This window comes from Amycolatopsis sp. cmx-4-61 (assembly GCF_046548775.1).
Taxonomy (GTDB): domain Bacteria; phylum Actinomycetota; class Actinomycetes; order Mycobacteriales; family Pseudonocardiaceae; genus Amycolatopsis.
Map to the genome: position 1 here is coordinate 369355 of NZ_JAEBEI010000006.1, position 13629 is coordinate 382983.

The window sequence follows — 13629 nt, forward strand, 5'->3', positions numbered from 1 at the left end:
GATAGACCGATCACGCTACGCACGCTAGGTCACGGTGACACAGCGAGAAGCCCGCACTTCGGACGCCTCCGGAGTGCGGGCCACGCTGCCGGCGGTAGTCAGCGGGTCGTGTAGTTCGGGGCTTCGACGGTCATCGTGATGTCGTGCGGGTGGCTTTCCTTGAGCCCGGCCGCGGTGATCCGGACCAGCTGGGCCTCCTGCAGCTGCGCGATCGTCTCGGCGCCCGCGTAGCCCATGCCCGCGCGCAGGCCGCCGACGAGCTGGTGCACGACGTTGGCCAGCGGGCCGCGGAACGGGATCCGGCCCTCGATGCCCTCCGGGACCAGCTTGTCCTCGTTGAGCACGTCGTCCTGGGCGTAGCGGTCCTTCGAGTAGGACTTGCCCTGGCCGCGGGACTGCATCGCACCCAGCGAGCCCATGCCGCGGTAGACCTTGAACTGCTTGCCGTTGACCAGGATCAGGTCACCCGGCGACTCGGCGGTGCCGGCGAGCAGGCTGCCCAGCATCACCGTGGACGCGCCGGCCGCGATGGCCTTCGCGATGTCACCGGAGTACTGGATGCCGCCGTCGCCGATCACCGGGATGCCCGCCGGCCGGGCGGCCTGGTCGGCCTCGTAGATCGCCGAGATCTGCGGCACGCCGACCCCCGCCACGATCCGGGTGGTGCAGATGGAGCCCGGGCCGACCCCGACCTTGATGCCGTCCGCGCCCGCGTCGACCAGCGCCTGCGCGCCGGCCCGCGTGGCGACGTTGCCGCCGACGATGTCGACCGACTCGCCCAGTTCCTTCTTCAGCAGCGCGACCGTGTCGACGACCGCGCGGGAGTGCCCGTGCGCGGTGTCGACCATCAGCACGTCGACGCCGGCTTCGGCGAGCGTCATCGCGCGCTTGTGGCCGTCGACGCCCACGCCGACCGCGGCCCCGACGATCAGCCGGCCGTCCGGGTCCTTCGTCGCCTTCGGGTACTGCTCGGTCTTCACGAAGTCCTTGACCGTGATCAGGCCGCGGAGCTTGCCCGCGCCGTCGACGATCGGCAGCTTCTCGATCTTGTGCCGGCGCAGCAGGCCGAGCGCGGCGTCCGCCGACACGCCGACCTGGGCGGTGACCAGCGGCGCCTTCGTCATGACCTCGGACACCGGGCGGCTGTGGTCGACCTCGAACCGCATGTCGCGGTTGGTGATGATGCCCACCAGCGTCCCGGCCGCGTCGGTGACCGGCACGCCGGAGATGCGGAACTTCGCGCACAGGGCGTCGACCTCGGCCAGCGTCGCGTCGGGCGAGCAGGTGACCGGGTCGGTGACCATGCCGGCCTCGGACCGCTTGACGACCTCGACCGCGGCGGCCTGCTCGTCGATCGGCAGGTTGCGCTGGAGGACCCCGATACCGCCCTGGCGCGCCATGGCGATGGCCATCCGCGCTTCGGTGACGGTGTCCATCGCCGCGGACACCAGCGGGATGCCGAGGGTGATGTTCCGGGTCAGCCGGGAGCTCGTGTCGACGGTGCTCGGAACGACGTCCGATTCGGCCGGCAGCAGCAGCACGTCGTCGAAGGTCAGGCCGAGCATGGCGAACTTGGCCGGCACGGGGGCGGTGATGCCGTCGCTGGTCATAGCGGGTGAAGGGCCTTCCTGGCGCGGGATGAGCGTGTCGCTGTGTTCCGGATCAAGATCAACGGCGACTCGGAGCCTTCCCCTCATGATATCCGCCGCTCGCCGCCCGCCCCGGGCGGTGGGCGGGCCGGCGGGGCCGCCCGGTACCGTGCAGGCCGTGGCGCACGATGTCCTGCCTCCAGACCCGTTCGCGGACGACCCGGACGACCCGGCCCGCGCTTTCGGAGACCCCGAGGACCGGCTGGACGAGCCGATCAGCGACTCCGAACGCACCGAACTACTGGCCGATCTTTCGGATCTGGCCGTCTACCAGGCCCTGCTCGAACCCCGCGGTGTCCGCGGGATCGTCGTCGACTGCGGCGAGTGCGACGAACCGCACTACCACGACTGGCACCTGCTGCGGGCGAGCCTCGAGCAGCTGCTGGCCGACGGGCGGATGCGCCCGCACGAGCCGGCCTACGACCCCAACCCCGGCGACTACGTGAGCTGGGACTACTGCCGCGGTTTCGCCGACGGCGTGACGGCCAACGAAAGCGCCTACTGAGCGCTCCCCACCGACGGAAAAAGCCCTGGTGAGTTTCCTCACCAGGGCTTTTCTCGGGTCGGATCTACGTCGTCTCGCTGACGCCCTGCGGGGCACCGCCGGCGGACTCGCTGCGCGGCGTGCCCGGGTCGTTGCCGGTGGCGCCGGTGGTGGTCGGCGGCGGCGGGGTCGTCGTGGGCGGCGGGGTCGTCGTCGGCGGCGGGGGCGTCGGCGTCGGGGTCGCGCTGCCCGGCAGGCTCGTGGTGCCGCTGCCGCTGCCCGGGAGGGAGGACGCCGAGCCGGCCGGCGGGGCCTGGCTCGTCGGCGCGCCCGGCGAAACCGGCGGCAGCGAGGTCTGGATCGGGCCCTGGACCGGCGCTTCCGGGTTCTGGAGCTGGGCGGCGAGCTGCCGGTGCTGCTCCATCAGCTGGTCGCGGTTCTCCTCGTCGGTGACCTGCGACAGGGCGGCCTGCGCGTCCTGCAGGGCCTGGCGGGCGGCGTCGAGGTTGCCGCCGGCGATGGCGAGGTTGGCTTTTTCGAGGTCGAGCTTCGCCGTCGCGGCGGCCTCGACGGAACGGGTGTGGTCGGAGTAGAGGACCTTGGCGAGGCCCCACAGCGTGTCGCCCGGTTGGGCGGAGCGCGCGGCCAGCCCGGTGCCCGTGAAGGCGATCGCCAGCACGGCGGCGGCGACGGCGATCGGGACGAGCAGCCTGCGGCGGCGTCCGCTCGAAGCGTGCCGCTTCGCGAGCGCGGCGGTGCTGACGGTGCGCACGGCGGTGTCGACGTCGACCAGCTCGGCCAGCGGCTCGCTGTCGATGTCTCTTCGCCACGCCACCAGCAACGCGTTGAGCTCCTGGTCGCCGAGTCCGTCGGCCAACGCCGGGTCGGACCCGCCGAGCGCGTCGAGCAGCGCGTCGTCGGCTTGCACCGCCGACAGGTCGGCGGCGAACTCCGCCTCCGACGCCGTCAGGCCACTGCCGAAGACGTCGTCCGGCTCGAATCTCTCGTGACCGGTCACTCAGATCACCTCCTCTGCGGCCAGGACCTTTCTCAACCGCGCAAGGGCGCGGTGCTGGGCGACGCGGACGGCGCCGGGGGTGGAGCCGACCGCATCCGCGGTCTCCTCCGCCGACAGGCCGACGACCACGCGCAGCACCACGATCTCCCGCTGCTTGTCCGGCAGCACCTGCAACAACTGGGACATCCGCTCGTTCAGCTCACCTTGCAGCGCCCGCTGCTCGGGGCCGACCCCGCCCTCGACCTCGTCGGGGATCTCGGCCACCGGCTCGGCCCGGTTGCGCGCCGCCGCGCGGTGCGCGTCGGCCACCTTGTGCTGGGCGATCCCGTAGACGAAGGCCAGAAACGGGCGGCCTTGATCGCGGTACGAGGGCAATGCCGTTAGCACCGCGAGACACACCTCCTGCGCAACGTCGTCCGCCGAAGCGAACGATCGCTCCTGCCTGCCAACCCGGGCGCGGCAATACCGCACTACCAGTGGACGGATAGCAGCCAGCAGCCGCTCCACTGCCTGGGGATCTCCCTCGACAGCAGCGGCGACCGGCTCATCCAGTCCATCCCCCACATTGGCCATCGCAGACAACAGTCCCAGTGTTACGTGTAGGTGTGCAGAGAACCCGGTTCGTGGTCGCCTCCACCGCGCACCGGAGACCGCTACCGTACCGTCGGCCCGCTCCGTAACGGCGCGCGCGGTGCGCCCGGGCGCGCCGCGGCGGCGGGGGCCGCGGAAGTACGGGTCGTCCTGCACACCCGCGGTCGAGGTCGCCGATTCAACGAGCGAACCCGGCTGCGGGTACGAGATCCGCCGCGGGGGCGCGGCGGGGAGGCGGAATTCCGCCACAGCGAAACGCCGGACTGTGGTGGGGACCACACAGGTGCGGGCCAGGGCGGTGTGCCCTGGCCCGTCGTCACCTGGGAACCGGCCGTGTCAGGAACGGGGAGAGCGTCAGGTCAGCTGACCAGGCCGCGACGGAAGCCGTGGGCCACGGCCTGCGCGCGGTCGCGCACGCCGAGCTTGCGGAACAGCCGCCGGGCGTGGGTCTTGACCGTGTCCTCGGACAGGTAGAGCTCGCGGCCGATCTGGCCGTTGCTCTTGCCCTGGCTCATCCCGCGGAGCACCTGAAGCTCGCGCTCGGTCAGCTGGACGCCCGGGTCGGACGGCTGACGGGGCGCGGGCACCGAGGTGCTCGCCAGGGTGTGGGCCAGCGCGGCGACCAGCTCCGGCCGGGACGCGTCCCAGCGGAGGTAGCCGCGCGCACCGCCGGCGATCGCGGCGGCGATGCTGCCCGCGTCGTCCGGGGCGCCGAAGACGATGACGTTCGCCTGGGGGTTGGCCGAGACGAGCCGCCGGGTGGCTTCGACACCCGTCGGGACCGCGCGCTGCGTCCCGACCAGCACGACGTCGACGGGCTGACGGGAGTACCGGGCCAGCAGCTCGTCACCGTGCGCTACGCAGTCGATGCGACTGACCCCAGGGACCGCGGACATCACTCGGGTGAGCCCTTCACGGACACTGCGTCGGTCGTCGCAGATCAAGACCGTCGTCACGGGGTTTCCTTCCTGCAGCCGGGTGACATTCCTCTTCCCCTATCGGACGCTTTAGCCCGAACCTTGACACGATCCGGTGGCTTTTTTTGAACTTTCTTAGCCCGGATGCCGGAACACCCCATTCCGACGGCTCAACCACCCGGGACGGGGACCCATGGTGATTCCCCCGCAACCCTCCTCCCGCAAGGATCGGCGCTTCGTAACACTGCGTGCAACACCTGCGCCATTCTGAATCGATACTCCTCGGCGTGTCCTGGGCGCAGGTCGGCCGCGACGAGCGCCGCCGGCCAAGAAAGTGAAAGGAGTTCGCATTCCTCCGCCGTCGCCATTGCATTTCCGACAAGGTCGTCCGAAATCTGCCGGTGATCGGGATCCCCGGCCGCGCTCAGGGCGACTGCCAGCACAATCCCGGATTTCACGATGTGCCGCCGCGCGCCCCGCGCTCGCGCGGTTTCCCAAGCGCGTCGGGCGTGCGGTACGGCGGCGGCGCCCTGACCTGCGGCGAGTTCGATTTCGGCGCCCACCCAGCCGCCCCGGACGGTGGCTCGCCACCCGTGCCCGGCGGCCGCGGCCCGATCGGCGAGCCGGCGGGCGGCGGCGAGCCGGCCGAGGGCGAGGTTGTCGGCGGCCAGGCCGAGCAGGGCATCGGTCCTCGCCCCGGCGGCATCGAGACCGTCCGGGTCGGGCTCGGTCTCTGCGGCGGCGGCCTTCGCGAAGGCCTCGCCGTCGAGGGCGCGGGCCTGCCGGTGCCCGCCCAGCTGCCGCCGGTGCGAGGCGAGGGTGCTCGCGGCGAGGGACGCCGTGACCGGATCGCGCTCCTGCCGGAGCACGTCGAGCAGCGTCGCAGCGGCGGCGTACCGGCCCTGTGCCCCGAGAACGACGGCGGCGAGCAGCCGTTCCCGCGGCCGCCCGGCCCCGCGCAGGGCGGCGGGATCGGGCAGCGGATCACTCCCGAACGCGGCGGCCCTCAGGGCGGGTTCGTGCACCCGTCCTTTCTAGTGGGTGGGTCCGACAAAAAACATGATCGAAGTGCCGCCACGCCCCGGGCGGTCAAGCCCCACCCATCCCGTCCGGCCGCAGCGAGCCCCACCGGGCCGCCGCGGCCCTGCTCAGTGGTGGCGTGGCGATGAGGCCCTGATGGCGTTCCTGCTGCGCCCGGATCGCGGCGCGGCCGCCGGAACTGTCCACATCACAACCGGGCTGTGGACAGCCGCCGGCCAACCGCTTGACCACCGCTACTGCCGCCACCCCGCTACGGTCGCGCGCCGACCAGGACGTGCTCGATGCGGTCCGCTGCCGTCGGGAGGTCCGTCAGCAGCTCGACCTTGTCCGGCAGCGTCGCCGGGTCCCAGCCCGGGCCGCAGGCGAACAGCCGGCTGCGCTGGCGGCCGCGGGACACCCGGGCGAACAGGCGCGCGTCCGCGACTCCGCGGCCGTGGGCCCACAGCACCACCGCCGCCGGGGCGCTGCGGCGGACCGCGACCGCCAGGACCTCCGCCGGCAGCGGTACCCCGAACAGCTGCGCGCCGATGCGCCGCCCGGCCAGGGACGCCGCCAGCGCGTACATCGGCATCGAGTCGCGCTCGTCGGGGACGCAGCCGAGGAGGACCGGGCGGGTGTTGCGGGGCTCGTCCAGCACCGGGGTCGCCCGGACCAGGGCCGCGAACACGCACTCCGCCAGCAGGTACTCCACCTCCGCGCCCGCGCTCACCCCGCGCCACCGCGCGCCCAGCGCCGACAGCACCGGCTCGATCACCCCCGTCCACGCCGGGAGGACGCCGAGTTCGGCGATCGTGTCCGCGAGCATGCGCTGGACCGCGCCGACGTCCATCGCCAGCGCCGCCGTGCTCAGGCGGCGGGCCAGGCGGGAGCGGAACTCCAGGCCGTCGTCGGCGACCGAAGCCGCGGGTGGTTCGCCGGGCTCCTCCGGCTGGCGCGGCCCGGAACGCGGGATCTGCTCGAGGGCGTAGCGCGCCGCCTCGGCCGTCGACGCGCCGCTCAGCAGCGCGCGCTGCATCAGTTCCAGGCGGCCGATGTCGGAGCTGCCGTAGCGGCGGTGGCGGCCGTCGGTGTGCCGGCTGGGACCCAGTCCGTAGCGGCGGTCCCAGGTTCGGAGGGTGGACGGCGCGACCCCGAGCCGGCGGGCGACCGAGGCCACCGGCAGGGTGGGTTCATCGGTGCCCGACCCAGCTCCCACGAGGCTCAATATCCAGGCACCCAGCGCCATCGGCAACCGGAGGCGAAAGCCCTGCTCACACATCCGGGGGATGCCTAACGGCTGAATCGAACCGAATCGCTTGAACAACTATTGGCGCGCTTCTAACGTTACCGCCGTTGCACCGAATGGAGTATCGGCACCACAGCAGAGCAGCTAGCGGCATCGACCGGATGACGGAGGCGGTCAGGATGGCAGACACGCGCAGGCTCCCAGGACCCAACGCCGACATGTGGGACTGGCAGCTCGAAGGGTCGTGCCGGGGGATGGACAGCGCGTCCTTCTTTCACCCGGACGGCGAGCGCGGCCCGGCGCGGGCACGACGGGAGGCCAGAGCGAAAGCCGTCTGCCTGAGCTGCCCGGTGTTGGAGATGTGCCGCAGCCACGCGCTGGCGGTGCACGAGCCGTACGGCATCTGGGGCGGGCTCTCGGAGTCCGAACGGGAACACATCATCAAATCGGACAAACGCGCGCTCAGCATGTCCGGCGGCTGAGCGCGCCACAGACATCGGAGGGCGGCACCGGGTGGGGTGCCGCCCTCCGTGCCGTCCAGCCGTCGCTTTCCCGCGAAAGCGACACCGCGGCGGGACGGAAGCGGGGCGGCACCCCTGGTGGGATGCCGCCCCGCTTCGCGTACTGCGTCAGTGCGAGTGGCCGTGGCCCGCCGCGGCGGGCTCTTCCTCGGCCGGCTTCTCGACGACCGACGACTCCGTCGTCAGCACGAGCCGCGCGATCGAGGCGGCGTTCGCCACCGCGGACCGGGTCACCTTGACCGGGTCGACGATGCCGGCCGCCAGCAGGTCGGTCAGCTCGCCGGTGGCGGCGTTGAAGCCCTGCCCCCAGCCCTGCTCCTGCACCTTGTTGACGATGACCGCGCCCTCGTGGCCCGCGTTGGTCGCGATCCAGAACAGCGGGGCCGTCAGCGCGTCCTTCACGATCCGGACGCCGGTGGCTTCGTCACCGGAGAGGCCCAGGCCGCCCTCGAGCTCCTTGACCGCGTGGACCAGCGCCGAACCACCGCCGGGCAGGATGCCCTCCTCGACGGCCGCCTTGGTGGAAGCCACGGCGTCCTCGATGCGGTGCTTGCGCTCGTTCAGCTCGGTCTCGGTGGCCGCGCCGACCTTGATGACCGCGACGCCGCCGCCCAGCTTCGCGAGGCGCTCCTGGAGCTTCTCGCGGTCCCAGTCGGAGTCGGTCGTCTCGATCTCCTTGCGGATCTGCGCGACCCGCCCGGAAATGGCGTCCTTGGAGCCGGCGCCGTCGACGATCGTGGTGTCGTCTTTGGTGACGACGATGCGGCGGGCCTTGCCCAGCGCGCCGAGGTCGACGTCGGACAGCTTGCGGCCGATCTCCGCGGAGATGACCTCGCCGCCGGTGACGACCGCGAGGTCGTCCAGGAACGCCTTGCGGCGGTCGCCGAAGAACGGCGCCTTGACCGCGACGGCGGTGATCGTCTTGCGCAGCGAGTTCACCACGAGGGTGGACAGCGCCTCGCCGTCGACGTCCTCGGCGATGATCAGCAGCGGCTTCTTGGCCTCGACGACCTTCTCCAGCACCGGCAGCAGGTCGGCCAGCGCCGAGATCTTCTCGCGGTGCAGCAGGACGTAGGCGTCCTCGAGGATCGCCTTCTGCTCCTCCGGGTTGGTCGCGAAGTGCGCCGAGAGGAAGCCCTTGTCGAACTGCACGCCCTCGGTGATCACCAGCTCGGTCGCCAGGGTCGACGACTCCTCGATGGTGATGACGCCGTCCTCGCCGACCTTCTCGACGGCTTCGCCGAGCAGGGCGCCGATGTTGGCGTCGCGGGAGGTCACGGTGCCGACCTGGGCGATGTTCTCGCGGCCCTTGACCGGGGTGGCCTTCGCCTTGAGGACCTCGATGACCTTCTCCGCGGCGGCCTCGATGCCGCGGCCGATCGAGGTCGGGTTCGCGCCGGCCGCGACGTTGCGCAGGCCGACCTTCACCAGCGACTGCGCGAGCACGGTCGCGGTCGTCGTGCCGTCGCCGGCGACGTCGTTGGTCTTGGTGGCGACGCTCTTGGCGAGCTGCGCGCCGAGGTTCTCGAACGGGTCGTCGAGCTCGATCTCACGGGCGACGGTCACGCCGTCGAGGGTGATGGTCGGGCCGCCGAACTTCTTGTCGAGCACGACGTGGCGACCGCGCGGGCCGAGGGTGACCTTGACCGCGTCGGCGAGCTTGTTCACCCCGCGCTCCAGCGCGCGACGAGCGTCCTCGTCGAAACTGATCTGCTTGGGCATAGCGTGTTCCGCTTACCTTTCGGTGGTCTTGAACGCACGAACGCCCCGTCCCCCGGCGTTGTGCGGGGCCCGGGGCGTCATGCGCTGCGAGCGGACGTCAGTTGATGACGGCCAGCACGTCGCGGGCGGACAGGATGAGGTAGTCCTCGCCGTTGTACTTGACCTCGGTGCCGCCGTACTTGGAGTAGATGACGACGTCGCCGACGTTCACGTCGAGCGGGACGCGGTTGCCCTTGTCGTCGATCCGGCCCGGGCCCACGGCCAGAACCTTGCCCTCCTGGGGCTTCTCCTTGGCGGTGTCGGGGATGACGAGGCCGGAAGCGGTCGTCTCCTCGGCCTCGCTCGTCTGGACAACGATCTTGTCCTCGAGCGGCTTGATGTTCACGCTCACCGGGTTGACCTCCACGGTCGTCGAAAGCGTTGGCAGGATGTGGTTACGGCTCTACCACCCCCGCCGTCGCGGGTGCCGGGGCTGTTCGGGCCGTGCGATTAGCACTCTATCCACGCGAGTGCCAATCGTGCAAGGAGGGTCCACCGGACGAGCGCACGGGCCTCCCGCAACCAGCTGACCGGCGGTTTCGGCCCGACACGCCGCCCATCGGCAGGCCGGCTCTTACTCCCGGCACGCGTTTCTGGTTAGGTTCTCACCTCTGGCACCTGCACCTTGGGGGTTCATGCCCATGCCCGTCCCCAGAACAGCCGCCGTAGTGGCCGCCGTGGCGCTGGTCACCGGTCTCGCCACCCCGGCCCACGCCGACACGACCGCCCAGCGCCAGCGCGACTTCGCCGCCGCCGCGGCCGAGTTCGGCGTCCCGGAGAACATCCTCCTCGGCGTCTCCTACCTGGAGTCGCGCTGGGACACCAACGCCGGCACGCCGTCCACGTCCGCCGGTTACGGCCCGATGCACCTCACCGACCTGCGGGAGGCCGGCGTCGCGACCAGCCACCACGACGCCGGCACCGAAGACCCGCGCGGGGACGACGCCCGTCCCGCCCGCCACCCGCAGGCCGGGCCCGCCGCCCCGCCGCCCACGCTGCAGACCGTCGACGAAGCCGCGCGGCTGCTCCACACCGATGCGGGAACGCTGCGCACCGATCCCGCGCAGAACATCCGCGGCGGCGCCGCCCTGCTCGCGAAGTACCACACGGGCGGCGACTGGTACGACGCCGTCGCGAAGTACAGCGGGTCTGCCGGGGACGCCGCGCAGACCTTCGCCGACGAAGTCTTCGCCACCCTCAAGACCGGCATCGCCCGGACCACCGACGACGGCCAGCAGGTGACGCTGAGCGCGACGCCGGACCTCGTCGTCCCGCAGCACGCCGACCGGACGCCACCCGGCGTGGAGTGCCCCCGCCGGGTCACCTGCGAGTCGGTGCCCGCGCCCTACCAGGAGCTGCCGGGCGGCGACTACGGCAACCACGACCTCGCGAACCGGCCCGAGAGCCAGCGGATCGACCACATCGTCATCCACGACACCGAGGGCTACTGGGCCAACGTCCTCGACCTCGCCCAGGACCCGACGTACGTCAGCTGGCACTACACCATCCGCTCGGCCGACGGCCTGATCGCGCAGCATGTGCCGACCAAGGACGTCGCCTGGCACGCCGGCAACTGGTACGTCAACGCGAAGTCGATCGGCATCGAGCACGAGGGCTTCGCCGCCAAGGGCACCTGGTACACCGAGGCCATGTACCGCTCGAGCGCGAAGCTCGTCGGCTACCTCGCGCGCAGGTACGGCATCCCGCTCGACCGCGCGCACATCATCGGCCACGACAACGTGCCGGGCACCGTCCCGTCGACGATCAAGGGCATGCACTGGGACCCGGGCCCGTACTGGGACTGGTCGCACTACTTCGACCTGCTGGGCGCGCCGCTCGGCGGGTTCGGCCTGCCCGGCTCGTCGCTCGTCACCATCGACCCGGACTTCGCGAAGAACCAGCCGGTGTTCACCGGCTGCGACAGCCCTGGGACCCCGTGCGCGCCGCGCGGTTCGGAGGCGGTCGTGCTGCACTCGGAGCCGAGTGACTCCGCGCCGCTGCTGAAGGACGCCGGCCTGCACCCCGACGGCTCGGCGGCCACGATGGACGTCTCGGACGTCGGCAGCCGCGTCGCGACCGGGCAGCGGTACGCCGTCGCCGAGGTCCGCGGCGACTGGACGGCGATCTGGTACCTCGGCCAGAAGGGCTGGTTCCACAATCCCCGCGGTGCGAAGGTCGCGAAGCCGGCGGTCGGCTGGGTCGTGACGCCGAAGCCGGGTCTCGCGACGGTGCCGGTGTTCGGTCGCGCCTACCCGGAACCGGAGGCCTACCCGGCGAACGTGCCGGTGCAGGCCATCACGCCGCTGCCGTACACGCTGGCCGCGGGCCAGCAGTACTCGTCGGCCGGCACGGTCGGGTCGGAGTACTACTACGCCGTCACGTTCGACCCCGCCGACCACGTCGTGGTCAAGGGCAAGCTGAAGTACGTGCAGATCCAGTTCGGGCACCGGATCGCGTTCGTCAAGGCGGACGACGTCCGGCTCCTCCCGGCGTTCTGACCCGGCCGGCGGAGGTCGCGCTCACGCGTCGAGCGCGACCTTCGCCCCCGCCGCCCGCTCGGTGTTGCGGCGTGTCTTCGCCCAGCCGTTGCGCCCGCGGACGAGCCGGAACAGCGCGCGCCACGACGTCACGTAGAACGTGTAGATGTACGCGGCGTACGCGAAGCCCATCCCGATGCCACGCAGGATGTTCCTGCTGCGCAAGCACTTCAGCTGGTAGATCGGGCCCCAGACGAGGAACGGCAGCAGCCCGAACGAGCCGTAGATGGCGAACAGGATCCAGGCGCCGCCGGTGAACCACGTCCACATCCGCGCCGGGTCGCCCGCCGTGCCGATGACCAGGAGCACGAACGGGATCGGGTACAGCAGCGAGCCCAGCAGCTGCAGCCACGGCTGGGCCAGGTAGTACATCATCTCCGCCGCGCCGAGCGTGCTGACGTGCGGGGAATCCCAGATCCGCCGCAGGTACCGGGCGCACTGCATGGTGCCCTGGCCCCAGCGCGTGCGCTGCACGAGGAACCGCCGCAGGCTGTACAGGCCTTCCTGCGAGACGTGGGAATCCGGGGTGAACCCGGTGCGCCAGCCCGCGGTCAGCAGGTGGACGCCGAGTTCGAAGTCCTCCAGCAGTGAACCGCGCCACGGCTCGCCGGCGTCGCCGGCGATCGAGTCCAGCGCGGTGAGGCGGGTGAACTGGCCGTTGCCGCCCATGGAGATCGTGCCGGTGAACCCGCGCGAAGTCTGGATCGCCGCGATCGCCGTCCGGAACTCCAGGTCCTGCAGCTGCGCCAGCTTGAGGCCGAACCAGCGGCCGACCGGGTTGCGCGACGGCGGCGGTGTGCCCGCGTTGCCCATCCACACGTCGAGCTGCACCGCACCGATCTCCGGGTCGCCGAAGAGGTGGTCCGCCGCGCAGACCTCGAGGCAGTTCGGCGCCGGGCGCCCGTCGGCGTCGACGACCACCACGACGACGTCGTCGCGGCTCGCGTCCGGGCCCATCCAGTCGTTCAGGGCGCGGTAGGCGGCGTTGAGCGCGTCGCCCTTGCCGGTCCGGGCCTCGGGCCGCACGCGCGGCACGAGGTGCAGGTACGGGTCATAGCCGCCGTGGCGCCGCCACAGCATCCGGACGACGCGCGCGGTGCGGTCCTCCGAATCGTCGTCGACCACCCAGACGTGCGCGTGCCGGAACGTGGTGCGCAGGTAGCGGATCGTCTCGCGGATGACTGTCTGCTCGTCGCGGCACGGCACGAAGAAGTGCCAGGTGAAGCCGGCCGGGTCGCCGACCGGGCCGGGCCTGCGGCGCAGGTACGGCACCACGATCACGACGACGTAGACGAGGAACGCCACGCTCATGGTGAGCGCGAACGCCTGCGTGATCGCCAGCAGGACCTTGCCGCTCATGCCTTCTTCCTCCGGGTCGCCAGCCAGACGAACAGGACGATCGAGACGGCGCCGCCGAACACGCTGACCATCGAGCCGAGCAGCGTGTGGCCCCAGTAGTAGCCCTCGTCGGTGCCGAGGCCGTGCACGAGCCCGACGATCGTCAGAATGCGCAACTGGTTCACCAAGACGACGACGACCGCGGAAATACCGAGCGAAAAGAAGAGCCGCCGTGCATTCGACGGCCGGAAGTAGAGCATGGCCATCGTCACAACGAGCAGGGGCAGCAAAAGGAACGCCGAAGAACATTCCGGCGTCATTCTCAACCCGAACGGAGTAGTACTGGTCAACCCAAAGTAAACAGACTCCCGATCGGGTGCCACATAAACACCCGATGTAGTGAAGAGATCGAGGATGGCCCCGGCGAGCCGTACTTCCAGCTCGCGGTAGAGCCGCTCGGCCAGCACCACCACGACACCCGCCGCCGCCAGCGCACCGAGCGCTACGACCTGCGGAAACTTCGTCATTCCTGAGTTCGGAGCGCTCG

Annotated in this window: 13 protein-coding genes; 3 read left to right on the forward strand and 10 right to left on the reverse strand. The window is 71.3% G+C overall.

The annotated features are described in order from the left end of the window. Positions 1-98: 98 nt before the first annotated feature. Positions 99-1610 (reverse strand): IMP dehydrogenase, encoded by a 1512-nt coding sequence (gene guaB / locus ACLJOU_RS20750; RefSeq protein WP_410569293.1) that lies wholly within the window; start codon positions 1608-1610, stop codon positions 99-101. Between the two features lie 148 nt (positions 1611-1758). On the opposite strand from guaB, the gene ACLJOU_RS20755 reads away from it, so the two are divergent. Next, positions 1759-2154: a DUF5319 domain-containing protein gene (locus ACLJOU_RS20755; protein ID WP_003073549.1), complete on the forward strand. Its 396-nt coding sequence runs from the start codon at positions 1759-1761 to the stop codon at positions 2152-2154. 64 nt (positions 2155-2218) lie between these two features. On the opposite strand, the gene ACLJOU_RS20760 is transcribed toward ACLJOU_RS20755, so the two are convergent. The 5 genes from ACLJOU_RS20760 to ACLJOU_RS20780 all read right to left on the reverse strand — a co-directional run bounded on the left by ACLJOU_RS20760 (position 2219) and on the right by ACLJOU_RS20780 (position 6856). Then, the gene (locus ACLJOU_RS20760) at positions 2219-3151 is read right to left on the reverse strand and encodes an anti-sigma-D factor RsdA (RefSeq protein WP_410569294.1); all 933 of its coding nucleotides are present in this window, start codon (positions 3149-3151) and stop codon (positions 2219-2221) included. Further along, positions 3152-3724: a sigma-70 family RNA polymerase sigma factor gene (locus ACLJOU_RS20765; RefSeq protein ID WP_026468912.1), complete on the reverse strand. Its 573-nt coding sequence runs from the start codon at positions 3722-3724 to the stop codon at positions 3152-3154. A gap of 377 nt (positions 3725-4101) precedes the next feature. After that, entirely contained in the window at positions 4102-4698 is a 597-nt protein-coding gene (locus tag ACLJOU_RS20770) for a response regulator transcription factor (protein WP_003073605.1), read from the reverse strand. Between the two features lie 131 nt (positions 4699-4829). Continuing rightward, positions 4830-5684 (reverse strand): hypothetical protein, encoded by an 855-nt coding sequence (locus ACLJOU_RS20775; RefSeq protein ID WP_410569295.1) that lies wholly within the window; start codon positions 5682-5684, stop codon positions 4830-4832. Positions 5685-5950: 266 nt separating this feature from the next. Then, positions 5951-6856, reverse strand: coding sequence for a MerR family transcriptional regulator (locus ACLJOU_RS20780; RefSeq protein WP_410569337.1), 906 nt, complete (start codon positions 6854-6856; stop codon positions 5951-5953). A 248-nt stretch (positions 6857-7104) separates the two neighbouring features. Here ACLJOU_RS20780 and ACLJOU_RS20785 point away from each other — a divergent pair, with 248 nt between their 5' ends. After that, on the forward strand, positions 7105-7407 hold the full coding sequence (locus ACLJOU_RS20785; RefSeq protein ID WP_033261506.1) for a WhiB family transcriptional regulator: 303 nt from the start codon (positions 7105-7107) through the stop codon (positions 7405-7407). A 147-nt stretch (positions 7408-7554) separates the two neighbouring features. On the opposite strand, the gene groL is transcribed toward ACLJOU_RS20785, so the two are convergent. Continuing rightward, positions 7555-9168, reverse strand: a complete 1614-nt coding sequence (gene groL, locus ACLJOU_RS20790; protein ID WP_410569296.1) for a chaperonin GroEL — start codon at positions 9166-9168, stop codon at positions 7555-7557. Positions 9169-9265: 97 nt separating this feature from the next. Next, the gene (gene groES / locus ACLJOU_RS20795) at positions 9266-9559 is read right to left on the reverse strand and encodes a co-chaperone GroES (protein WP_004559922.1); all 294 of its coding nucleotides are present in this window, start codon (positions 9557-9559) and stop codon (positions 9266-9268) included. A gap of 283 nt (positions 9560-9842) precedes the next feature. On the opposite strand from groES, the gene ACLJOU_RS20800 reads away from it, so the two are divergent. Beyond that, positions 9843-11705 (forward strand): N-acetylmuramoyl-L-alanine amidase, encoded by a 1863-nt coding sequence (locus tag ACLJOU_RS20800; RefSeq protein WP_410569297.1) that lies wholly within the window; start codon positions 9843-9845, stop codon positions 11703-11705. Positions 11706-11726: 21 nt separating this feature from the next. Here the strand turns inward: ACLJOU_RS20800 and ACLJOU_RS20805 are convergent, their stop codons facing one another. After that, on the reverse strand, positions 11727-13103 hold the full coding sequence (locus ACLJOU_RS20805; RefSeq protein WP_410569298.1) for a glycosyltransferase family 2 protein: 1377 nt from the start codon (positions 13101-13103) through the stop codon (positions 11727-11729). Next, the gene (gene xrtP, locus ACLJOU_RS20810; RefSeq protein ID WP_410569299.1) at positions 13100-13609 is read right to left on the reverse strand and encodes an exosortase P; all 510 of its coding nucleotides are present in this window, start codon (positions 13607-13609) and stop codon (positions 13100-13102) included. The genes ACLJOU_RS20805 and xrtP overlap by 4 nt, the downstream gene beginning before the upstream one ends. Positions 13610-13629 lie beyond the last annotated feature (20 nt).